We start from the raw sequence: 23,362 nt of genomic DNA on the forward strand, positions 1-23,362 counted from the left end.
TCGGGAATGGCGCGTCGGACAGTTGGGTTTGGTGAGAGTCAATTCGGTGAGCAAGTCAGCGTCGCGTCGCGCCACGATTAGAGGATCTTCAACTCCCCCTGCGAAGCCAGCGTCGCGGGGCGCGGCCAAACTCACGCCACCTGCCTTCCGGCCTGTCCAGCTCGCAAAACTGGTGGACACGGTTCCCCCTGGCCATCGCTGGATTCACGAGATGAAATACGATGGCTACCGCATTCTCGTCGCGGTGGGTGGCGGAGAGGCGCGCGCCTATACGCGCTCCGGTCTCGACTGGTCCGACCGCTTTCCCTCGATCCTGTCCGAGGCACGCAAGCTCAAGGTTCGCTCGGCGCTTATCGATGGAGAGGCCGTCGTCACCGACACCGAGGGACGATCCAGTTTCCAGGCGCTTCAGAACGCATTGAAAGGTGCTCCGGCGAGCATTGACTATTTCGCATTCGACCTGCTCGAGCTCGATGGCGAAAACCTGACGAGGCTTCCGCTCCTGGAGCGCAAGGAGAAACTGGAGACCATTCTGCCGGCCAGGAACCCCATCTTTCGCTACTCCGATCATATCCAGGGGCGTGGAGAAGAATTGCTGAACCGCTTCTGCGACGCCGGCCTGGAAGGGGTAATCTCCAAGCTCGCGGATTCGGACTATGTCGGAGCCCGGGACGGCAGCTGGCTGAAGATCAAGTGCATCAAACGTCAGGAATTCGTGCTCGTCGGCTGGACGCCGTCGGACAAGGATCGCGCGTTTCGATCCCTGATTCTCGGCGTCCATGATAGCGGAAAGCTGCGCTATGCCGGCAAGGTCGGGACCGGTTTCGATACCGCCGAGATGGCCCGGCTGATGAAGACCATGGCGCCGCTCGAGCAGAAAGCCGCCACGGTCGATGCGCCGCGCGCGGAGGTTCGCGGCGCCCACTGGCTGCGTCCCAAGCTTGTCGCCGAGATCGCGTTCACCGAGATGACCAATGAAGGAACGCTGCGTCATCCAAGCTATCTTGGCCTGCGCGAGGACAAGAAGCCGGGGGCCGTCGTGCTCGAGACGGAACACCGCACGGCAACCCTGACGTCGCCGGCAACCAGCACGATCGCGATCAGCAATCGCGGCCGCGTCATCTACCCGGAATCCAACATCACCAAGGGACAGCTAGCCGATCATTACGCCGAGCTCGCCGAGGTCATGCTTCCCTGGGTCGGCAACAGGCCGATCAGTCTGGTCCGCTGCCCGCAGGGCCGCGCGAAGAAGTGCTTTTTCCAAAAACACGACGCCGGCAGCTTTGGCGACAAGGTCCACCACGTCGGGATCACCGAGAAGGACGGACACGAGGAGCCGTACCTTTATGTGGACGATGCCGACGGGCTGATGACCTGCGTCCAGATGGGAACGATTGAGCTGCATGGATGGGGCGCCCGCATCGAGGACGTCGAAAAAGCCGACCGGTTGGTGTTCGATCTGGACCCGGATGAGGGCTTGGATTTTGAAGCCGTGCGCGCCGCTGCCTTTCAATTCCGCGACATCCTCAAATCGCTGGGACTGACGACTTTCCCGATGCTGACGGGCGGCAAGGGGGTGCATGTGATCGCTCCGCTGACCCCCCAGGCAGAATGGCCGGAGGTAAAGGATTTCGCGTCTCGCCTGGCTCAGGCGGTCGCCCAGAGCGACCCGGCCCATTTCACGGCGGTGTTGTCGAAGGCCCGCCGCAAGGGTCGCATCTTCGTCGACTATCTGCGCAACCAGCGCGGGGCGACCGCGATCATGCCGTACAGCGCGAGAACCCGGCCGGGTGCTCCCGTGGCGGCGCCGATCACCTGGGCGGAGATGAAGACCATCGATGCACCCTCGCATTTCCATATCGGCGACGCTCCGGAATTGAAGAAACGAGCGGCTTCCAAGGCTCTGGCGGGCTGGGGGCGCGCTGACCAATCCCTGCCACATCTGTAGCGCCCCGCGGGCCGCGGAGAACCCACGCCCGTTTTGCCAACGCCGCGCCATCGGGGCCAAGGATTCTTTGGAACTTGCCAAGACCGGCCCCGTTTGCCTGAAGCCATGGCAAAAACCGACACGAGGACCATCGCCAATCTTTTGAGGGAATACGCGCATAGGACATCCCTGCGTGGCGGTAATCCCTATCGCACAAAGGCGTATCTACGTGCCGCTGACAGCCTGACGGCACTCTCCCAACCGCTTGATCGCATCATCGCCGCCGGCGCGCTCACCAGTATCCCGGGGATCGGGGACGCCATCGCGGACATCGTGACAAAGCTCCATCAGACCGGCACGCACCCAAGCCTCGATAAACTGCGGGAAGAGGTGCCGGCAGGCGTGATGGAGCTGTTTGCCGTTCCTGGTCTTCGGCCCGACAAGATATTGAAGCTTCATGAGGCGCTCGGCGTGAGTTCGCTGGCGGAACTCGAAACCGCGGCGAAGGAAGATCGCATCAGGCCGGTCAAGGGGCTTGGCGCCGCGCTTCAGACGAAGATCCTGGAGAACCTGGCTATCGCGCGAAGCGGTCAGACACAGCTTCATCTCCATAGGGCCGCTGCTCTCCGTGAGCACGCAATGGCATCGTTGCAGCAAGAACATCCGGAGTTCTCCCGCGTCGAGATCGCGGGTGAATTCCGGCGCGGGTGCGAGCTCGTTTCCGCCTTCGCGCTGGTAGCGCAAGGCAAGGAGCCGGCCGAGGTCGGTGATGCGACCCTGCGGGTTGTCATCACCGACAAGAAACATTTTGGCGCCAGACTCCTCGACGCGACCGGTTCGGCAGATCACCTCACGCAGCTGAAGAGGGTCGCGGCCGACAAGGGATTTGTCCTGAAGGGTGACGGGCTCTATCGCGGCCGAAAGCTCGTCGCCTCAGCGACAGAAGAGGAAATCTACGACACCTTGGGCCTGCAGTTCATCGAGCCCGAACTGCGCGAAGGCAGGGATGAGATCAGACGGGCGGCCAGCCACGAGCTGCCCGCACTTGTTCGCGACCAGGATCTGCGGGGCATCCTGCACTCCCATACGACAGCGTCCGACGGCACCGAGACGCTCGAAGCGATGGCCGAAGCCACGCGCAAGCGCGGGTTTGAATACTTTGGTGTCGCCGATCATTCGCAGTCCGCTCACTATGCGGGTGGCCTTTCGCTGCAGGAAGTAACCGAACAGCATCGCGAGGCCGACCGGTTGAACCGGCGGTATGGCGAGAAATTTCGCATCCTGAAAGGCATTGAGGCTGACATTCTGGCGGACGGCTCGCTCGACTATCCGGATGATGTCCTGGAGCAGTTCGACTTCGTGGTCGCCAGCGTGCACAGCCGCTTCAAACTGCCCAAGAAGGAGCAGACCGATCGCCTCATCGAGGCGATCGGCAATCCCCGAACGACGATCATCGGCCATATGACAGGCCGCCAGCTGTTGCGGCGCCCAGGCTATGATCTCGACATCGCCAAAGTTCTACGGGCCTGCGCCAAATTTGGCGTCGCCGTCGAAGTCAACGCACATCCATGGCGTCTCGATCTCGACTGGCGCTGGCATCAGGAGGCACTCGACTACGGCTGCATGTTCAGTATCAATCCGGATGCTCATTCCATTCGCGAGTTCGATCACATGCACTGGGGCGTTGAGATGGCGCGCAAGGGCGGCGTCCCTGCGAAGCGAGTCCTCAACGCGATGCGCCTGCCGGCTCTGCTTTCCCATCTGGCAAAGCGCAAGCGCACATCCAAGAGGATCAGTCGACCACGCGCGACGGCGAGGGAAGCTGTGCTGTAATCCAATTGGCTGGCCTGGTGCGGCGGCCTACTTCAACTGGTGAACGCTCCGCGTATGATATTGGAATTGAGCCAACGGTCCAGCTAACCACCTGCTCGACCGACAATGTCCCTGCCGGCAACGGCCTGATCAATGATTTGGCGGAGAGCGACGGATCGAGCCACGCGGCCCGATCCTTACGTTCGAGGATGACGATTTGACGGTCATGATAAGGGGCAATGTCCGTAACTGAAGATTGTAGTATCCGGCAGCACGAAGCTTATATTCTGGCGGAATGACATTGCAGGCAGATGGCTCTGAACGCGGCGCTGACTGGCGCAAGATCATCCATGTCGACATGGATGCGTTCTATGCGTCGGTCGAACAGCGCGACAATCCAGAACTACGCGGCAAGCCGCTTGCCGTCGGTGGAGCGGCCGCCCGCGGCGTGGTGGCTGCCGCAAGCTATGAGGCCCGCGCCTCCGGCGTTCGCTCCGCCATGCCTTCGGTCACGGCAAAGCGCAAATGCCCCGAGCTGATCTTCGTGCCACCCCGCTTCGACGTCTACCGGGAGGTCTCGGCTCAGATCCGCGCCGTCTTCGCCGAACATACCGATCTCATTGAACCGCTCTCGCTCGACGAGGCCTATCTCGATGTGACGCAGAACCGGCTCAACGTTTCGTCGGCCACGATCATCGCCGAGATGATCAGGGCAGAGATCCTGAGGGTGACCGGTCTCACCGCTTCCGCGGGAATCTCATACAACAAATTTCTCGCAAAGATGGCCTCCGACCAGAACAAGCCGAACGGCCAGTTCGTCATCACACCACGCCATGGGCCTGCCTTCGTGGAGGCTTTGCCGATCAAAAAATTTCACGGTGTCGGTCCTGCGACAGCCGCGAAGATGGAGGCGCTCGGAATCGAGACCGGCGCCGATCTCAAGAGCAAGTCGCTTGCATTCCTGCAGCAGCATTTTGGAAAGTCGGGGCTCTGGTACTATCAGATTTCGCGCGCCATCGACGAACGAGCGGTCGAACCAGATCGGCCGCGCAAATCAATCGGGGCCGAAGACACGTTCGCAGCCGACATCTTCGACCTCGATGCATCGCTGGCTGAAATCAAGCCGCTGGTTGCCAAAGTGTGGGGATACTGTGAAGGGAAAGGCATCCGGGGAAGGACCGTCACGCTGAAGGTCAAGTTCGCCGACTTCCAGCAGATCACGCGCAGCCGCACGGTGGCGATGCCGATCGAACTTTCCGATTTCGAACATCTCGCAGCCGATCTCCTTGAATCGGTGTTTCCAGTGCGCAAGGGAATCCGCCTGTTGGGTGTCACGCTTTCGTCGCTAGGCGATGTGTTGCCGCCCGATCAACGGCAGATGCGGTTCGAGCTGTAGCGCGGCCCTGGGGCCGAACCCAAGGACCACCGGCCGCAACTTGTCGGGATCATCGCTCGTGAGGATCGATCTCGCGCACGATCTGGGAGACCTCTCCTTCATATTCGTCTGCCCGCACGACTGTGAGTGTTCCGTCGCCGGCGCGGAAGATGACGATGCTGACCATCAGGCTGGTGGCGAGGCTGAAGGCGAAGGCGTTGGCTTCTACGAGGGACATTTTTCCGGCTCCTGTTCTTGAAGCGGGGAGCGATCCCCGCGTGACAGGCGCCCGATGCGTCCGGCGGAGGGCCGCAATCACCGTGAAGGCAAGGCCGAAACGGCGGCACGCTTTGCGTAGTCCGACCCTTTATGGGTTGATGGCATCAGGCCCTCGGACCGGACCAAGGAATTGCGCCGACCAACGCGGGGATAGGTTTCCCTGTTCTCCATCCCCAGGACGGGATGAACCTCGTGGTTCGCCACTTCGCATTCATTGACGCCAAATCGTCAGGAGCGATCGTCCAATCAACGCGCTGAGAACGACGGAAATCGGCGCGAATGACTTGAGGCGGGTGGACTGGTGGTCCCTTCACGTGGCGCCGAACCTCATCACCGGAATGCCGAGCCTGCGGGCCTTGTCGGCGAGGTTGTCCTGAATGCCAGAGCCGGGGAAATGAATGACGCCAATCGGCAAAGTGTCGAGCATGGCGTCGTTGCGCTTGAAGGGCGCGGCCTTGGCATGCCTGGTCCAGTCCGGCTTGAAGGCAATCTGCGGCACCTGGCGGCTGTGAGCCCATTTAGCCGCGATCAACTCGGCACCTGTTGGCGAGCCGCCGTGCAGCAGAACCATGTCCGGATGCTTGCCATGGACCTGATCGAGTTTGGCCCAGATCAGCCGGTGATCGTCGAAGTCGAGACCGCCGGTGAAGGCGACTTTCGGTCCCGGCGGCAACAACACCTGGCTGTCTGCATGCTTCCTGGCGGCAATGAAGTCCCGGCTGTCGATCAGTGCCGCGGTGAGGTTGCGATGGTTGACGACAGAGCCCGAACGCGGACGCCAGATCGAGTGTGTGTGGCGCTCGTAATGCTCGGCGGCCTGATCGCGCATCAGTTCGAAGGCGTTGCGGCGTTCAAGCAGCGTCTGACCTTGGGCGATCAGTTGCTCAAGTTCGACAGACTTGACCTCGGACCCATCCTGTTCGCGCTGCAGCCGTTGCTGGCAAAGCTCGTTTTCATCGAGCTCGCGTTCGATCCGCTTGGTCGCGCGATGGAACAGATTGACCGTACCCCATAGCAACTCCTCGAGATCGGGTTCCAGGCGTGTGTCGGTCATCGCCACCAGGAGAGCGTCGAAGATGTCGGCGATGCTGGCCGCGACCACCCGGCCTTCCGGAAGCGGGCGCGGATCGGGTTCGTCGTCGAAGGGACGGTAGCCATAGAGCTGAAGCTCCTGAAGGACATGGTCGATGGGAGATGATGCGGGTTGCGGCTCGAAGTCGGTATCGTGCTCGGTGCTCATGGCGGCTTGCCTTCGTGGGATCGGCCGCGCCCATCGCGGCCTTCATGGCGACGAAGGCGACGGACGATCCGGACCTGCACCCGAAGCGCCAGCGCAGGGCCGAAACGAAAGTGAAGGATGGCTGCGCCCGGCTATTTTGGTTCGCGATGGAAAGGCCCGAAGACGGGGTCCGCGCGGCTCGCCGTACGGGTGGCAGGGCCGCCGGAAAATAGCCGGGCGCAGCCATTGCCTGTCCGGACCGGCCGGCGCCCGATCGCCCTCTGGAAGGCCGTGGGCCGGCCCTCACCCCAGCGAAGGTTCACCTGCGACCCGAGCCACGCATCGCTGGCACGCCCCCCTCCTTCCCTTCCAGGTCAGGCCGCCAGCTTCATGAAGCGCTCGACATCCTGTGGCGCGATCTGAACCCGCAGGATGCCCCTCAGCGCATTGGCGCCGAGCAGACGCAGATCCTCGTTGAAGTCGCCAAGTTTCGGCGTCAGAACCATCGCCTCGATACCGGCCGCGCTGGTGCGTTCAATCAGGGTTGCCACTGCTGCGTCGCCTGCCGGATCATTGTCGCGGACGATGTAAAGGCGCCGCAATGTGTCAGGAAACAGGATTGCGGACAGATGTGCCGCCGACAAGGCTGCGAGTGCCGGCATGGCGGGCAGGACAGTGCGTTGCGACAGCATGGTCTCGATGCCTTCGCCGGCGGCCATGACATCGCAGCTGCCGCCGAAGCGGACGGCGTGCCCGAGCAGTTCGCCCATGGCCCGTCTCGGTGTCTCGAGCGGAGCGCGGCCGAGATGGGCTTCGCTAAACCCGCCCGGATCGAGCCAGGTGCGGTGCACCCCGGTAAGCTGGCCTTTGAGGTCGGTGACCGTCGCGATCATTGCCGGCCATGCTTCAGTCGGGCCGTGGTCTGGACGGTAGTAGCAGCGGGGATGAAACCGCAGGCTCCCGGTCTCATGCAAGGCTGTGATCGCGCGTGCGCGCAAATACGTCTCCACAAGTGTTCCCCATATCGGCTGCGACATGGAAACCAGCCGCCGCGCCGCTTCAGTGGAACCGCCGGCAGCGGGAGGGTTTTGTTCCCACCGGCCCTTTGGTTCGTCCGTGCGCGGCATGGACAGAAAGCTGCGCGCCTCGTCGCAGACCTCCTTGAAATCGACAAGGCCAAGCGATTCCCGAATGACGTCCAGAAGGTCGCCATGTTCGCCGGTGGCGGCGTCGGTCCACTTGCCTGCCGCGCCTTTTCCGGCATGCGGCCCCTCAAGGCGGACAAACATTGACCGCCCAGGCGAATTGCGAACATCGCCAACCAGCCAGTACCGGCCCTGGCGTTGACCATTGGAAAGAAAGCGACGGCATACAGCCCCGGCATTTGCGGCAAGCCTTCGCGCAAGATCGGTGGCATGGTGCATTGTGGACTCCCAAACGAAAAAATGGGCCCGCCGTTGCCGACGGGCCCTCGGGTTACGTGGTGCTCCTTCAGCTATTCGGCCGCGACTGCCTGTGTATCGAGTGCGGCTGCTTCATTGTCGGTCTGCAACTCTGCTTTCGCGACAGCCAATTCGCCGCCGCCTTCCGCCGTTTCCCCGACCCGCTGTTCGACGGAGCCATCGACCGCGGTCGACGAGGGTTCAGCGACCGTAACGCCTGGTCGGCCGGGGGTGCGCAGTGGCTCCGGCAACCATCCGGTACCCGAGAGCAGTTGCTGCGCCGTCTCCGCCATGTCGTCCTTCTTCAGATGCTCGATCCGATCGCCGGCTCGTGTGCCCTTTGCCTCGCGAACAGACGCGAGAATACGCGCCTTGCTGACACGGCCGAGATAGGTGTCGACCGTTGGCACCCATCCAGCCGCCACCATGTCGAGATCAACGGCCTATGCGAGCCGGTCGGCGTGGGATAGCGCACGCGGTCGACGATTATACGCCTCGTAGATCGCGTTGACCGAGAGGGACACACAATGCGAGAACAGCGCCTGACGGCTGTCGATTTCGAACGTCTGCAAAGCCTCCCACAGATCCTCTGGTTCTTTCGGGAGCACCGCCACCCATGACTGATGGCGAACATCGACTGCCTCTGCCATGCGGCTTTCATTCAAGCCCGGTGTCTGGGCGCCGAAACTGATAATTTTCAGATCGAGTTCCAGGCACGTATCCGAGCCGTAGCGATAGAAAGCCCGGAGCGTGAGCGCATGAAGCGCAGCGAGGAATGCGACATCAGGCTGCTCGCCGAGCGCATGGCGCAAGGCAAGCGTTCGATGGGCAGTCAGCTCGGTCATCAAGCGATCCGGTATCGGCTTCAGGCCGTTGTCTTCGTCCTGCTCGATCGTGGTCTCTGGGCCGGCGGTAGAGCCATTGAGTAGGCGCTCCGCTCGCGCCACGCCGGCATCAGCCGCGGTCTCGTCATCGACCCCCGCTTCAACCGGCCGTTCGTGTTCGGGGCGAACATATCCACGCTCGACCTTGAGGTTACCTGATGCATCAATGCTGACAAAGGCGCCGCGCACCCGATCTCATCGGGGTTGAAGATCTCCGGCCGTTCGTCAATCGCACTGATCGCAGTTTCGATCTCGCCGAGCCGTTCGTCGACCTCCTCGGGTAGTTCGTCGGAATCGCGGTAAGCCTCCTCAAGCCCGTTCAACTCGGCCTCGAGTGCGTCGCGTGTGGCTTGTTCTTGCGCCGTGAGAGCGGGCTGTTCGCCACGAAGGCGGCGGAGGCCGTAAGTGTGCCCATAAGGAAAATCGGGGGCGACATCGATCCACTTCCAGCCCTCAGCCGAAACTGCATCGGACTGCACCCGCAGCTTGTCCGCAACCAGTCTTTCCAGGAGGCTGACATCCTGCAGCCAACCGCCGTCGTCGCCTTGGAACAGGTCACGCAGAACGACGCCACCAGCCTCGGCATAGGCGTCGAGGCCGACGAATTGTGCACGCTTGTCGGAAACGCGAACCGCTGCCTCGGTCAGCATGCGGCGGATGGTATGTGGTTCTTTGTTGTAGCTCTGAGCGAGACGCTCGAAGACCTGCTCTTGTCGTTCATGGTCGCCATTGACGGTGAACGCCATGAGCTGATCAAGGGTCATGCCGTCTTCGGCATATACATCAAGGAGTTTGGGCGACACCGACGCAAGCCGAAGCCGCTGCCTGACGACAGACACGGAGACGAATTGGTTGGCGGCGATTTCCTCTTCAGACATGCCCTTCTCACGGAAGGTCAGGAAAGCGCGCGGAACTGGTCCAGCGGATGAAGCGGCGCGCGCTGTATATTCTCAGCGAGCGAGTCTTCCTGGGGCAGACCGCCTTCGCGTATGACGCAGGGCACCGGCGCATTCTTGGCAAGCCGCTTCTGCTTGACAAGAAGTTCGAGTGCGCGATAGCGGCGCCCGCCAGCGGGAATCTCGAACATGCCGGTCTCGTTGCCGTCGGCATCGCACACAGGCCTGACGGCGATGCTCTGTAGCAACGTTCGCCGGGCGATGTCCTCCGCCAGGTCCTCGATCGACACGCCGGCCTTGATCCGCCGTACGTTCGCCTGGGAAATGACGAGCTGATTGAAGGGGATGTCGCGCGAGGACGACAGGGTGATTTTCTTCGCAGCAGTAGCCATTGAGATGCACTCCGCGACGGGCGGCCGAAAGCCTCTCTCTCGACCTCCAACCCGTCATGAAGCTACGGCCCACCTCTCACTCTGAGAGGCGAGCCATAGATCCGGACGGCAGGAAAAATGCGAATCCGCAGAGGCCAAGTGGTTGTCAGGTGGCGCGGTCGAGTAGCCTCTTCGCCTTGGCTTCCAGGTCGAGGCGCGCGTCCTGATGCGTCTTGTCCCGTGCCATCGCGGTGATGCCCTGAACAAAGTCGAAAACGCTCTCCGGCTTGTGGCCCTCCTCGCCCAGCACGGTCTCTATGATCTTTGTGGCCTCGGCTTTGCTGAAGCCGCGCTTGCGCAGGAAGTCGGTGCGGTCTTCGTCAGATCTCGCCACGATCCGCTCGCGGGCCGCCTTGATACCGTTGACGAAAGGCGCCGGGCTGGAATTGGCGAAGCGTGCGAGCGCTGGTGCCGCCTCGTGGGCGAAGCGTGACGCGGCATATTTCGAGTGACGGATTACGATCTCCTCAAAATCCTCGACGCCCCACAGATTGCGATTCTGGCAGACGGCGCGGAGATAGAAGGACGCCATCCCTAGAGTCCTCGCACCAACCTCCGAATTCCAGCAATAAAAGCCGCGAAAGTAGAGATCCGGCGAACCGTCAGGCAATCGTCCAGCCTCGATCGGATTAAGATCATCCACGAGGAACAGGAAGACATCACGATCGCTCGCGTAAAGAGTCGTCGTGTCTTTGCTCACGTCGACACGGGGATTGTAGAGTCCAGTCGACCAGTTCAGCACGCCGGGCACCTTCCAGCGCGTGTCGCCGGTGCCGTCGCCGGCGATTCGCTGAACTGCAGCGACCAGCTCATGATCGTAGATCCGGCCATAGTCAGGCCCGGTAACAGCGCGCAATTCCACGCGTCTATCGCCTGTCTCAAGCGTCTTGATATGCTCGCCGCGGTGTCTGGCCAAGCCATACTGCAGATTGATTCCGGCCAGCGAAGCGGGGAGTTGGCGAAGGTATGTCGCCGGCGCGCCGATCAGGCCCGCGAGTTGTCCAAAGCTCCAGTGGGTCGGTGCAATTGGCTCGACCGGACCAGGAAGAACCAGTGATAGGCGTTCGGCGTTGTCTCGGCTGGCTTCAACGCGAACAGTCGTGGTCTCGACGGTGCGCGTCCTGCTGTGTTGGCTGCGGGTGTGGACGGACGCGAACAGATCTGACAACGAAAGGAACCGCTCGTCATCGGGTCGAGAAAACCATTCCGACGACACGCGACCGATCCGGTGCCCCCGGGCCACATCGACTTTGTAGCCGCCGCTAGCGTCCCGCACTGCATCCAGAACTTCAACATTACTCATGGCTGATCTCCATGACAGACCGCCGGAAGCCTCTCTCCCGATCTTCAATCCGTCACAGCCAAGAAGACAGCCCTCTCACTCTACCCGAGCCTGCCGCGACGTTCGGGTCGCGGAAGCGACGGATCGAGAGAAACGCCGGGCTCTGGCGAAGTGTCAGGCCTTTTCCTTTCAGCTTCAGGCTTTAGGTAACAATGGGCCGTGATTTCGGCTGCGCGAGGATCAACCCATGTGCAATGATTACGAGCAGCATATCGCCTGGGCCGAATATTGCCGGATGATGCGATCGCTGGCGCTCGACATTCCTAGCCATCAGACCGAACTGGATTTGCCACAGGCGGATGACATTCGCATCAGTGACCCCGCTCCGATCATGCGCGCCGCCGGCGACACGATCGAATTCACACGCATGACCTTTGCCTTTCCGCCGTCCGGTCCCAAAGGCGGGCCTGTCTTCAACTTCCGCTCCGAGGGTCGGAATTTCTCCAACAGCAAGCGCTGTCTCATCCCGGCATCAGCCTTTTTCGAATTCACCGGAAAGAAGTCACCGAAGGCGAAGCATCGCTTCACGCTCAACGGTGCTTCGTTCATGGCGATCGCAGGCCTGTGGCGCGATGGCGAAGGCAACAAGCCGCCAACATTCGCCATGCTGACGACTGAACCCGGGCCTGACGTGGCGCCCATCCACAATCGCCAGATTGTGGTGCTGCCTCCGCAGGATTGGGCGGCCTGGATCCACCTCACCAAGCCCGAGGCGGAGCTATTGAAGGCCTTGCCTGCCGGGTCATTGGCGGTGGAAACCGTGCGACAAGGGAGCGACTAGATCAGATGCCTGTGCGCTTTGCGCGAACCCGGGAGATCCTCAATGGCATCGCTGCGGCAATGGTTGCCCCACGAGATCGCAGCTCTCGCCAAAGCGCGGGCGCTTCGTTGCCCCTGGTTGCCGAGTGGCCACTTCCGCCATCGGCAACGCTTGGCTCGTCGGTGCGCACGAAAGGAATCGAGCGTGAAATACGGGCTCACCTGCCCTGGGCGGTGAGGAAGTACGCCAAGGCCGAGACTGGTCGCATCATACTGCGGATGGGCGAAGACGATGCAGAAGAGTTCGAGGCCGCCTCGAGCAAGATCGCCAAGATGCTGGAAACCATCGAAGTGTTGCCGGTCCTGCCGCGCGAAGCCGAGGACATCCTCACAATCTCTTCGCGGGAGCGTCACAAGTGGCTCAAGGACGGACGGCTGCTAAGCATCGGCACCCGCACCGTGAAGATGCGCGGTCGATCCAAGGCCGTCACCTTCCACGTTTTCGATCCCAAGCACATCGAGGAGATCCTTGATCGCGATCTGCCGAGCCTTTGGCGCGAAGAGGACGCGCAGCACGTTACGGAGAACAGGCGACGCGGCGCCGGCAAGGCCGCCCTGACGCGGGCGGGAAAGAGTAGCGGCAAGGTTCACGGTGCCGGGAATGACCCCAGAGAGGACGCGCCCCGGCCCAAGTTGAAGGGCTGGGATGCGTTCGACGATGAGGGACTTCTCCGTTAGATCCGTCTTGGAGCCAATTCGCGTCGAGAAGTGGCCCTAAGCGAAAGCTTCCCGGAAGCCACGCTGCAGTCGCGATTGCCCGTCCTGAACCATTCCATATTCAAAGAGTTCTTCAAGCTGACAACCGCCCATTTTTAAGGATGGCCGATGTTCGAAAACTTCGTGCTTGAAATGATGGAAACCGAGGACGTGCCGATACGGCTGCGGCATGGCGGATCTGGACCGCCGCTGCTTCTGATTCATGGCCATCCTCGCTCGCATATGACGTGGGGCCAGGTCGCGGACTTGCTGTCAGCACATTTCAGGATCGTGTGCCCCGACCTTCCGGGCTTCGGGCGCTCCTAGATACCGGGCGACGACCCAGAGAGCAGGTTCTCGTCCAAGCGAGCAAAGGCTTCGGCGCTGGTGGAGGTGATGGAAAGGTTGGGCCACCACACTTTCTTCGTCGCCGGGCATGACCGTGGCAGCCTGGTCGCTTTCAGAATGGCGATGGACCATCCCGACCTGGTGCGAAAACTGATTGCCGTGGATGGATTGCCAGTTATCGAGCATCTGGAGCGTGCCGACTGGAAATTTGCCCGCGATTGGTACCACTGGTTCTTCTTCGCTCAGCCCGATAAGCCGGAACGGGCGATCCTGGCAGACCCGTTGGCCTGGTATAGCGCGTTGCGGCCAGATGAGATGGGACGCGAAGCCTATGACGAGTTGGTTTCGTTCATCCACGATCCCACTATCGTCCATGGGATGGTCGAAGACTACCGCGCAGGTATCAGGATCGACCATCGCCATGACCGTGAGGATCGCGATGCCGGCCGGAAGGTGGGCTGTCCGATGCTCTGCCTTTGGTCGCTCGACGACGACCTGGAGCAGATCTATGGCAACCCGGTTGCGATCTGGAAGCTCTGGGCGGATGACGTGAGCGGCTACGGGATCAAGAGTGGGCACCACGTCGCCGAAGAAAATCCAGCCGCTCTCGCAGCAGCGTTCAAGGCCTTTCTCTGAAAAATGACAGAGCAGCGATTGAGCGATCGCCCATGCGTATCGACGAACCCAGCCATTGTTCGGCAGACCCGTTCTTGCGACGCCCTATTTGAAATCCCGCGTCTTCACCTTGATCTGGTCGATGTGCAGATAGGGATCGATGATATTCCTCGGCCTCGGTCCCTTGGGCATGCCGCGCGGGTCGGGCGTCGGACTGCCATAATGAAACTCGTCGCCCCGCCCATGCGGCAGCGGGAAGGCAGTGTCCCGATCACCAACGCTGGCCAGATCAGACGAGAGATCGCTGAGTCGGTGTGCCACGAGATGGACCACATCGCCTTCCCTCTGGATGCGCCCATAGACGCCAATCATGCCGGCGCCCAGCACCACCCTTCGATATTTTTCGAAGATCTTCACCCACACCACCAGATTGGCGATGCCGGTCTCGTCCTCGATCGTGATGAACATCACGCCCTTGGCCGAGCCCGGTCGTTGGCGGACCAGCACGAGACCAGCCGCTTCCAGCCATTGACCGTCGCGGGCCTGCATGGCCTCCCGGCACGAGACGATACGCTTGCGACGCAGGTCTGCCCGCAGGAAGGAAAGCGGATGGTCGCGCAGGGTCAGTCCGACATGCCCGTAGTCCTCAACCACCTCACCGCCGGCGGTCATGGCACGCAATGTCACGCCCGGCTCCTGGATCTCCGGCGCCGTCCGCTGTTCACGGGCAGATGCGGCTGCAAACAGCGGCAGCGGCTCGTCGCGCAGCGCCTTGATCGCCCACAGTGCCTCCCTCCTCGCCAGCGACAGTGACGGCTGAAACGCGTCGGCCTGGGCGAGCTCGACCAGAGAAGCAGCGGGCACGCCGGCGCGATGCCAGAGGTCATCCACTGAGGCAAATGCCTGGTCAGCGCGCACAGTGATGATGGAAGCCGCATCAGCATTGGCAAGGCCCCGAACCATCCGCATGCCAAGGCGAACGGCGAACCGGTCTTCATCCTCGGCGGGCTCGAGCGTGCAATCCCAGCGTGATGCGTTGACGCAGACTGGAAGCACCTCGACACCATGGTCGCGCGCGTCGCGAACGATCTGCGCCGGCGCGTAGAATCCCATCGGCTGGGCGTTGAGAAGGGCCGCGCAGAAAACATCCGGGTGATGGCATTTCAGCCAGGACGAGGCGTAGGCGATCAGCGCGAAGCTCGCCGCATGGCTCTCGGGAAAGCCGTAGCTGCCGAACCCCTCGAGTTGCCTGAAGGTCTTTTCGGCGAACTCGCGCTCATAGCCGTTCTTGACCATACCGCCGATCAGCTTGGCGCCGAAGCTGGAAACGCCGCCGGTGTGCTTGAAGGTCGCCATGGCGCGGCGAAGTTGATCGGCTTCGCCCGGCGTGAAGCCGGCGCATTCGATCGCCACGCGCATGGCTTGCTCCTGGAACAGCGGTACGCCCAGCGTTTTTCCAAGAACTTTCTCCAGTTCAGGCTTGGGATAGACCACCTCTTCCTTGCCTTCGCGCCGGCGCAAATATGGATGCACCATGTCGCCCTGGATGGGGCCTGGCCGCACGATCGCGACCTCGATGACCAGGTCATAGAAGGTCCGCGGCTTGATGCGCGGCAGCATTGACATCTGGGCGCGGGATTCAATCTGGAAGGTGCCCAGCGTATCGGCCTTGCGGATCATCGCGTAGGTGCGCGGATCCTCAGCCGGAATCGTCGCGAGATTGAGATTGATGCCCTTGTGTTCGGCCAAGAGATCGAAGCCGCGCTTCATGCAGGACAGCATGCCGAGCGCCAGTACGTCGACCTTCATGAACTTCAGCGCGTCGATGTCATCCTTGTCCCATTCGATGACCTGACGATCCTTCATCGCGGCGGGTTCGATCGGCACCAGATCGTCCAGCCTGTCACGCGTCAGGACGAAACCGCCGGGATGTTGCGACAAATGCCGCGGCGCGCCTATCAATTGCTTGGCCAAATCCAAAGCCAGGCGCAGACGGCGGTCGCCGAGATTGAGGTTCAGCTCTTCGGCATGTTTTGGCTGGACACCTTCGTCCGACCAGCCCCAGACCTGCGATGACAGCATCTTGATCAGGTCTTCGGGCAGGCCAAGCGCCTTGCCGACGTCGCGCAAGGCGCCTTTCGAGCGATAGCGGATGACGGTCGAGCACAAGGCCGCGTGCTCGAGGCCATAGGTTTCGAACACCCATTGCATGACGATTTCTCGCCGCTCATGCTCGAAATCGACATCGATATCAGGGGGCTCCCGGCGCTCTTCGGAGACGAAGCGTTCGAACAAGAGGTCATTGCGGTCGGGATCGATCGAGGTGATGCCGAGCACATAGCAGACGGCGCTGTTGGCCGCCGACCCCCTGCCCTGGCAGAGAATGTCCTGGCTGCGCGCAAACCGAACGATCGAGTTGACCGTCAAAAAATATGGCGCGTATTGCAGCTTCTCGATGAGCTGCAGCTCATGTCTGAGCGTGCCGATAACCTTGTCCGGCACGCCCTCGGGAAAGCGCTCCGTCGCGCCTTCCCAGGTCAGTTTCTCCAAGGCCTGCTGCGGTGTCAGGCCCGGCAGCATGCGCTCTTCGGGATATTGATAGGCAAGTTCGTCGAGGGAGAACCGGCAGCGCTCGGCAATCTCGGTGGTCCGCGCGAGCGCTTCCGGATAGCGGCCAAAAACCCGCGCCATTTCTTCCGGCGGTTTCAGATAGCGGTCGGCGTGGCGCTCACGCCGAAACCCGGCATCGTCGATCGTGACATTGTGCCGGATGCAGGTAACGACGTCCTGCAGGATGCGCCGTGACGGCTCGTGGAACAGGACATCATTGGTGACAACCGTTGGCACGCCGATCTGTGCCGCCAGCTGGGAGAGATCGTGCAGCCGCAGCGCGTCATTGGGGCGGCGCCGCAAGGTCAGCGCCATATAGCCGCGACCGCCAAATGCCTCGCGAATCCGCCGCAGCCAGAGCGAGCACGTGTCATCGGCCTGGTCGGGAACGAACACCGCAACGACCCCTTCGCCATAGGCGACAAGGTCAGCCCAATGCAGAACGCATTTCGCCTTGCCGCCACGTTTCTTGCCAAGCGAGAGCAAGCGGCAAAGGCGCGAGTAACATGCGCGGTCGGTGGGATAGACCAGGATCGAGATCTCTTCCGCGAGGTCCAGCCGGCAACCGACGATTAGCCTGACACCGGTCGCCTTTGCAGCCTCATGCGCCCGCACGATTCCCGCCAGGCTGTTGCGATCGCAGATTGAGAGTGCGGGCATGTCCACGCTTGCTGCTTGCGCAAACAATTCCTCGCAGGAGCTGGCCCCGCGCAAAAAGGAAAAATGCGAGGTGCATTGCAGTTCGACGTAAGACGCCGTCATCCGAAGATGCCATGCAGGAACCAGCGATGCGAACCGGTCGCCGCATCCTCGCCGTCGCCTGCGCGGTAAATCCAGAACCGTTCGCCGGCTTCATCCTCGACCTGGAAATAGTCGCGCACGGCGGCAAGCTCGGCGTCGCGCTTCCACCATTCGCCGAAAACCCGCTCAGGTCCATCGGCGCGCTTGACCCGTCGACGGATGCCTTTCCAGGTGAAGCTCGCCGGCGGATGGTCCGGTAGCAGCGCGATGGCCTCGATCGGCTCCGGCACGGTAAACAAGCGAGCCGGACGCGGCCAATGGTCTGGCCATGCGTCGCCGGTCTCAGCGGATCCGGCGGCTACGCGCCGGAAAGATCGCTCGGGTACATCGCTGGCAACCGGGGTAAACCGATAGAGCTTTTCCTCACCGACACGATTGCTGAGTGTGTCGATCAAATCCGAGATGTCTGCGTCCCGTTGCTCGATCAGCGACGAAACCGTCTGCCTGGGCATCAGTGATTCTGCCAACGGCGCGGACAACCGCATCAGCTCGATGCCGAAGCCCGGATCGACCGTCTCGATCTTGTCGCAGATGAGACGCGTGAGCCGCCTCACATCGCGGACCGGCAAGGCAGTGCCGACGCGAATGGCTTCGACGAGGTTGTCGACGCGGTAGAGCAGCAGGTCGAGCCGCCGGGCGCCGAGGCCTTTGGTCTCCAGTTCGGCACACAACGCCTGAACAAGCTTGCCGACATAGCGCGCGATCGTCTCGGGCGCGCCGATGGGCTCGCCAAAGGCACGTTTCACCTCGACCACATCGGCTGGCCGCACGGGCTCTATCGGTTCGGCAAGGCGCCCAGCGGCCTGGTCAAGGCGGCGGCCGAGTTCCGGTCCGAAGCGCAGCGTCAGTGGCGCACGTGGCTGCTTCAGAAGCTCGCCTACCCTTTCGAAGCCCAAAACCCGCAGACCGCCAACGATTGCATCGGGCAATCGCAGTGCCGCGATGGGCAGAGGGAAAATCGCGTCGTAAGCTTCACTGACGGCGACCACGCTGACGGTCTGCCTGACATATCGCGCGACAGCATGGGCGGCACCCCAGCTGTCCGCAACCGCTGCCCGCGCCGTGACGCCGGCTTGGCCGAGGCGTTCGACCATGTCAGTCAGCATCAGCCGTTCACCGCCATGGAGGTGATCGGCGCCCGTGATGTCCATGACCAATCCGTCCGGAGCATCCGCGGCGACGATCGGCGCGTACCGCCGCAAGGCCCACAGGGCCAACCGCTCCAATGCCTTCGCGTCGGCATCGGGTTCGGACTCCATGACCGCCAGCCCCTTCACGAGCGCCTGCGCCTTCGTCGCCGGCATTCCCACGCGCAGGCCCGCTTCCAGTGCCGCGCGATCGGTCGCAACCACCAAGCGGCGATTGCCTTGCCGCCCGACCAGCACCAAAGGCTTATCCGGTGGCGGCGAGACGTCGCCCAATTTCCTTCTGAGCCGGTCGGTCGACCAGCTTGGAAGGAAGAGCGAGACGACCCTTTGCATCACAAGCCTCCACTTCGATATCCAGTGTTTCCCCTCCACGAGACCGGATCAGTTCAAGTTGCCATCGCGCCCGGCCAACGCCGGGTACAGGCAGCGGCCGCGATGGCAGCACGGAGACCCGCCAGCGGGTGACAGACGCCGTCGGTTGCCCGAAATCGGCCGCTTCGGTCTGCCGGCGCCAGCGGCGGATGGCGATGCCGATCGCGCCGGAGCCTTCCGATGCCAGTTGCAACCGGCGCGAGGCAGTCATGGACAGACGCGCCACTTCCGCGACCACAGCTCCAAGCCCGACATGCCGCAGACCTTCCTCGAAGCAGGCGAGCAAGGATTTGTCGTCACCGGCTTCAACATAGATCACCCGGTCGGGGTGAAGCCCGACCTGGGCGATTGCCGGCGCAAACAGATCCTGGCGCGTCACGCACCACAGCACCTTGCCTTGCGTCCTCGCTGCAATCCCGGCTGCAAATAGCGACGCTGCGGCGCCATCGATCGCTCCGTTGCCGCCGCCGGCAACCTCATGAAGTGCGCCAAGCGCCACACCCCCGCCTGGCAGATGACTGTCGATCGAGGAGATTCCGAATGGGAGCACCGCTCTTTTGCTCGCATTAGCGCCTTCGAGACGCGCAATGCGATCTCGCAGATCGGAAATAGCAGCGTTTGGCGCCGATGCACTCATCTGTCCCCTGAACGCGGAATGCTGATAATATGTTCCTCATTTGTTCTCTTCCTAATGAAGAGTCAATGGTACGGCGAGGTGGCGCTGCGGAAGAAATGTTTGGCGCGACCGCCTGGTGACACCGACAGAGTTGTTTGCCGACAGGACGATACGTCGAGGCCACGATGCTGCGCTGGACGTCGCGCCGGCGGCTGCCGGCGCCCAAAGAAAAACGGCGCATAAACCGCAGTCCTGCGCGCGTCCGCAGCAGCGGATGATTGTCGCGCGCGGGACGAAGGAAATTCGCCCCCGCCGGGGGCGGTTAACAGGACAGCCGTAGGAGCGTCAGCATAGCGCCGGCCGCAGGACGGGACGCGGGACCGACTGTCCCCGTCCGCGGTGGTCCGCGTGCAGCATCGGCCATGAATGCAGTTGCCTTGGAAATTGAGCACGGAGCTCAACCGATTGTCAGTGTGACTATCCCATTGAAAAACCAGCCTATTTTCCAACCATCAGGAGTCTATTGACACCTTTGTTCTTATTTTGTTCACTGTTGGGAGGATTGATACAGGAGGCGAACCATGGAACTTCGCTTGAACATTGAAGGTGCAACGCCCGAGGAACTGGCACGCGGGGTCGCGGCAGCCGAAGCAGTCTTCGCGCGCGCCGGCATTACGGCTTTGCAAGGCGCGGAAGGTTTGTTCGCGTTGGAAGGCTGGGATATCAAAGGCTTTCCGGAAGACGACCAGCCAACCGAGGACGAGGACCAGGCTGCTTCAGTCTGGATGGAAGCCGACGAGGCTGCGACGACTGCATGTTGTGCGGGCTGGCCGGAGGATAAAGTTCCGCGCCATCAGATCATGGAATTGATCGACGTTCCCCGAACGCGGTTGCAAGCCGAGGCGCTTCCGGACACGTGGCCGGCGCGCAGGCAGCTTTATCCTGACGTCGTCAAACGGCTGGAGGTTGCAGCTGGCCCGGACCGCCAGATCGATTTCGATATTGCCTTCGTTCTTGGTTGGGTGCCCGAGCGGCCGGCGCTGGATCGGGTCGAGCCGCTTTCGGAAGATGGCGACCGTATCCCCTTCTTCACCAGCGACCTTGCCCAGGTTGAGGAAATGGCCCGCAAGGCGCTCAAGGACTGGAAGATCGAGATTGACCGAGATCCCTATGATGCCCACGTTTTCGACCCTGCAGCCGCCGATGATGGTGACGAATTGCGCATGGCGGCGTGGCGCGATTTCGACGGCTCCTTGCTCATGGAGAAGCCGCCTGCAAATCCTGCAATCGCGCTGACCCTGGCAATGATGCGCGGCCAATCCATGCATTTCGAATAATGGTGAACGGCAATGACATGACCGCGATCGTCTATCGATCGTGCTTTGTCACTCCGGCCGAGCGGCTGACGAGGCCACACCGCGTCTGAGGATGTCAGAAAAACCACCCTATATGCCGACCGGCATTGGAATGGGCATGATGAGCGACGACGAGATCCAGGTCGGCGTTCTGATATTCGAAACAGCGCAAGGTAACTTCGACTTCGCCGTCAATCTGCAGGCAGTCGATGTCCTCACGAAGGCAATCAATAAGATCGAGATGCATCTCCGCTCCGGCCAGACGCACTGAGTGTCTGACGATGTGCCAGATCAGAAAAAGCCGAAGCTGATCGTTGTCGTGGCATAGGACCGCGGCGACGATGGCGACCGGTTCACCGCATACGGCCCGACCACCAAAGCGAGGATCGGCGATCCGCACGGCAAAGGCGCTGGCTTCAAACCATCTCGGTGCCTAAGCACCAACCTTGCGCACCTCGGTCGAGGACGCATCGATCGGGCGCCCTTCGGCATTGCGAAGAATTAGGGGGGCGACTGGCTGGCCGCTAGCCTTTTCCACGAGCACTGAATGCGCTTCGCCAAGGTTGAAGCAATGAGCCTCTCCCCACTGCCTCAGTCCCACGATCACGGCGAATAGACCACGCCCCTTTTCAGTGAGCACATAGTCGCTGTGCGCTCCACCGTCTTTTGGCTTTTCTGAGCGTAAGATGTCGGCCTCTTCAAGCGCCTTTAGCCGAGCTGCAAGAATACCCTTCGATATCCCCAGGTTGCGTTGGAACTCCCCAAAGCGGCGTATGCCATCAAATGCGTCACGCACGATCAGCAGGGTCCACCAGTCGCCGATGACATCCAGAGCCCGAGCCACCGGGCATTCGGCCTTCTCCATGCTCCTGCGCTTCAAGCGGCTTCTCCAAATCACCCAACTTGGTTCTATAATAGTACTTGACATCTTTTTTGCAAATGGTTCTATCATGGAACCACCAGCAGAAAGGTCTCTTATGTCCAAACATCAAGACGAGATTGGGAAGGCGGTCGAACCGCGCCGCAACAGCCCGGTACGGGTAGCAGTGGTTCAATTCAATCCCCAGGTTGGATTGGAAAATCGCAAGGCCAATCTTGCCGCCGTCCAGCGGCGCCTCGAAACAGCCGCAGCAGAAGGAGCAGAGCTCATCGCCCTGCCGGAGCTTGCCACGACCGGCTACACCTTCTTCTCGCGCGAAGAGGCGTTTGCCCATTCCGAACCTGTTCCGTCCGGCACCACGGTCCGGGGATGGGAAGAGCTCGCCAAAGCCAAAGGCGTTTACATCGTTGGCTGCTTGCCCGAGTTGGACGGAGCCAAGCTCTACGATACTGCCGTTCTGGTGGGACCGGAGGGCTACATCGGGAAATACCGCAAGACCCATCTGTGGAATGAGGAAAAGCTGTTCTTCACTCCTGGAGATCTAGGCTATCCCGTGTTCGATACGCGGATCGGCCGTATCGGTCTTCTCGTCTGCTGGGACATCTGGTTTCCCGAGACAGCTCGCATCGTCGCGCAGCAAGGCGCCGATATCATTTGCATTCCTACCGGTTGGGTATGGACGCCTCCGCCCCTCTACGATGCGAGCGGCACCTGCATGGCCGCCTATCTCACCATGACGGCAGCGCATGCCAACAACGTTTTCATCGCGACCGCCGACCGCATTGGTGTAGAACGCACCTCCGGCTTCATGGGCAATTCGCTCATTGCCGCAACCAATGGCTGGCCAGTTGGCCGCATCGCCGGACCGGATGAGGACACAATCCTCTACGCCGATATCGACCTCGTCGAAAGCCGCACGGCGCCCATCTGGAACCAGCTCAACGATCTACATCGCGATCGGCGCGTCGATCTTTACGACCAGATGCTGGGCTATCGGGGCGGCAATCCGCACCCCCGCTGAAAAACAATAATGGGAGGAAAGACAAAATGGAGACGCCCTCAATTGGCGGGCGCAGGCCTCGTTTGCCAGCAATCGCCTTGCGTATGCCAGTGGCCACAGGTTCCGGCATCGTCGTCCTCACGATCGCTCTGTTATGGCCAGACAAAGGTAGCTACACCCCTTGGAGCGGCGAAGCCGCTCCAATTGGTGACCTCGCCAGATGGCTCCTCTCGGCGTGGACTGAGCCGGCGTTCTATACGTGCGCGTTCGCCGGAGCGGGGCTGCTCATCGGAGCGATATTTGCCTACTGTCTGGAGGCGACCGGATCTCCTTGGCGGGGCATCGGCCTAGCCTGTGGCTCGGGCCTATGGCCGTGGACGGTGGCTAGCTCCCTACTTGGTCTCGTTTTCAGCAATATCGCCTGGGGTTGGACACTCCGCGACACCGGCATGTGGCAGCCTACCTTCGTGGCTGTAGTGTCGGTCGCGCCGACCA

At 61.7% G+C, this 23,362-nt stretch carries 17 protein-coding genes and 3 pseudogenes; 9 read left to right on the plus strand and 11 right to left on the minus strand.

Annotated elements, in window-relative coordinates:
• Positions 1-46 precede the first annotated feature (46 nt).
• Both ligD and LB568_RS07015 read left to right on the plus strand, forming a co-directional pair.
• Positions 47-1,948: a DNA ligase D gene (gene ligD / locus LB568_RS07010; RefSeq protein WP_318013242.1), complete on the plus strand. Its 1,902-nt coding sequence runs from the start codon at positions 47-49 to the stop codon at positions 1,946-1,948.
• A 105-nt stretch (positions 1,949-2,053) separates the two neighbouring features.
• Positions 2,054-3,760, plus strand: coding sequence for a DNA polymerase/3'-5' exonuclease PolX (locus tag LB568_RS07015; protein WP_224729685.1), 1,707 nt, complete (start codon positions 2,054-2,056; stop codon positions 3,758-3,760).
• Positions 3,761-3,848: 88 nt separating this feature from the next.
• On the opposite strand, the pseudogene LB568_RS07020 reads toward LB568_RS07015, so the two are convergent.
• Positions 3,849-3,983: pseudogene (locus tag LB568_RS07020) on the minus strand (SOS response-associated peptidase); the annotation flags it as partial.
• Positions 3,984-4,034: 51 nt separating this feature from the next.
• Between LB568_RS07020 and dinB the strand changes: the two are divergent.
• The gene (dinB, locus tag LB568_RS07025) at positions 4,035-5,135 is read left to right on the plus strand and encodes a DNA polymerase IV (RefSeq protein WP_224729686.1); all 1,101 of its coding nucleotides are present in this window, start codon (positions 4,035-4,037) and stop codon (positions 5,133-5,135) included.
• Positions 5,136-5,184: 49 nt separating this feature from the next.
• Here dinB and LB568_RS07030 read toward each other — a convergent pair whose 3' ends face one another.
• The 5 genes and pseudogenes from LB568_RS07030 to LB568_RS07050 all read right to left on the minus strand — a co-directional run bounded on the left by LB568_RS07030 (position 5,185) and on the right by LB568_RS07050 (position 11,568).
• A complete protein-coding gene (locus LB568_RS07030; protein ID WP_019863578.1) occupies positions 5,185-5,352 on the minus strand; it encodes a hypothetical protein in 168 nt (55 codons plus the stop codon).
• Between the two features lie 351 nt (positions 5,353-5,703).
• Positions 5,704-6,633 carry a DUF2493 domain-containing protein gene (locus LB568_RS07035; RefSeq protein ID WP_224729687.1) on the minus strand — a complete coding sequence of 310 codons (930 nt, stop codon included), beginning with the start codon at positions 6,631-6,633 and terminating at the stop codon, positions 5,704-5,706.
• A gap of 353 nt (positions 6,634-6,986) precedes the next feature.
• Positions 6,987-8,036, minus strand: coding sequence for a toprim domain-containing protein (locus LB568_RS07040; protein ID WP_224729688.1), 1,050 nt, complete (start codon positions 8,034-8,036; stop codon positions 6,987-6,989).
• Between the two features lie 71 nt (positions 8,037-8,107).
• Positions 8,108-10,226 (minus strand): annotated as a pseudogene (locus tag LB568_RS07045) (ParB/RepB/Spo0J family partition protein).
• Between the two features lie 145 nt (positions 10,227-10,371).
• On the minus strand, positions 10,372-11,568 hold the full coding sequence (locus LB568_RS07050) for a DUF932 domain-containing protein (RefSeq protein ID WP_224729689.1): 1,197 nt from the start codon (positions 11,566-11,568) through the stop codon (positions 10,372-10,374).
• A 226-nt stretch (positions 11,569-11,794) separates the two neighbouring features.
• Between LB568_RS07050 and LB568_RS07055 the strand changes: the two genes are divergently transcribed.
• Together LB568_RS07055 and LB568_RS07060 are read left to right on the plus strand one after the other, a co-directional pair.
• Positions 11,795-12,388, plus strand: coding sequence for an SOS response-associated peptidase (locus tag LB568_RS07055; protein ID WP_224729690.1), 594 nt, complete (start codon positions 11,795-11,797; stop codon positions 12,386-12,388).
• A gap of 59 nt (positions 12,389-12,447) precedes the next feature.
• Positions 12,448-13,104 carry a hypothetical protein gene (locus tag LB568_RS07060; protein ID WP_224729721.1) on the plus strand — a complete coding sequence of 219 codons (657 nt, stop codon included), beginning with the start codon at positions 12,448-12,450 and terminating at the stop codon, positions 13,102-13,104.
• A 36-nt stretch (positions 13,105-13,140) separates the two neighbouring features.
• Here the strand turns inward: LB568_RS07060 and LB568_RS07065 are convergent, their stop codons facing one another.
• Positions 13,141-13,347 carry a hypothetical protein gene (locus LB568_RS07065; protein ID WP_224729724.1) on the minus strand — a complete coding sequence of 69 codons (207 nt, stop codon included), beginning with the start codon at positions 13,345-13,347 and terminating at the stop codon, positions 13,141-13,143.
• On the opposite strand from LB568_RS07065, the pseudogene LB568_RS07070 reads away from it, so the two are divergent.
• Positions 13,252-14,106 (plus strand): annotated as a pseudogene (locus LB568_RS07070) (alpha/beta fold hydrolase). The gene LB568_RS07065 and the pseudogene LB568_RS07070 sit on opposite strands and share 96 nt — an antisense overlap.
• An 84-nt stretch (positions 14,107-14,190) precedes the next feature.
• On the opposite strand, the gene LB568_RS07075 reads toward LB568_RS07070, so the two are convergent.
• The 3 genes from LB568_RS07075 to LB568_RS07085 are packed head-to-tail and all read right to left on the minus strand — an operon-like array spanning position 14,191 to position 19,653.
• A complete protein-coding gene (locus LB568_RS07075) occupies positions 14,191-17,457 on the minus strand; it encodes an error-prone DNA polymerase (protein WP_224729691.1) in 3,267 nt (1,088 codons plus the stop codon).
• Positions 17,454-18,977 carry a DUF6504 family protein gene (locus tag LB568_RS07080; RefSeq protein WP_224729692.1) on the minus strand — a complete coding sequence of 508 codons (1,524 nt, stop codon included), beginning with the start codon at positions 18,975-18,977 and terminating at the stop codon, positions 17,454-17,456. Before LB568_RS07080 ends, LB568_RS07075 begins: the two co-directional genes overlap by 4 nt.
• On the minus strand, positions 18,889-19,653 hold the full coding sequence (locus tag LB568_RS07085; protein ID WP_224620571.1) for an ImuA family protein: 765 nt from the start codon (positions 19,651-19,653) through the stop codon (positions 18,889-18,891). The genes LB568_RS07080 and LB568_RS07085 overlap by 89 nt, the downstream gene beginning before the upstream one ends.
• Positions 19,654-20,213: 560 nt before the next feature.
• Here LB568_RS07085 and LB568_RS07090 point away from each other — a divergent pair.
• Together LB568_RS07090 and LB568_RS07095 are read left to right on the plus strand one after the other, a co-directional pair.
• On the plus strand, positions 20,214-20,969 hold the full coding sequence (locus LB568_RS07090) for a hypothetical protein (protein WP_224729693.1): 756 nt from the start codon (positions 20,214-20,216) through the stop codon (positions 20,967-20,969).
• A gap of 139 nt (positions 20,970-21,108) precedes the next feature.
• A complete protein-coding gene (locus LB568_RS07095) occupies positions 21,109-21,258 on the plus strand; it encodes a hypothetical protein (RefSeq protein ID WP_224729694.1) in 150 nt (49 codons plus the stop codon).
• Between the two features lie 162 nt (positions 21,259-21,420).
• Here the strand turns inward: LB568_RS07095 and LB568_RS07100 are convergent, their stop codons facing one another.
• A complete protein-coding gene (locus LB568_RS07100) occupies positions 21,421-21,852 on the minus strand; it encodes a winged helix-turn-helix transcriptional regulator (RefSeq protein ID WP_224729695.1) in 432 nt (143 codons plus the stop codon).
• Between LB568_RS07100 and LB568_RS07105 the strand changes: the two genes are divergently transcribed.
• Positions 21,851-22,888, plus strand: coding sequence for a nitrilase family protein (locus LB568_RS07105; protein ID WP_224729696.1), 1,038 nt, complete (start codon positions 21,851-21,853; stop codon positions 22,886-22,888). The two genes, LB568_RS07100 and LB568_RS07105, sit on opposite strands and share 2 nt — an antisense overlap.
• The last annotated feature ends 474 nt before the right edge of the window (positions 22,889-23,362 follow it).

The organism is Mesorhizobium sp. B263B2A (assembly GCF_020165775.1).
In the GTDB taxonomy this organism is placed as follows: Bacteria; Pseudomonadota; Alphaproteobacteria; order Rhizobiales; family Rhizobiaceae; genus Mesorhizobium; species Mesorhizobium opportunistum.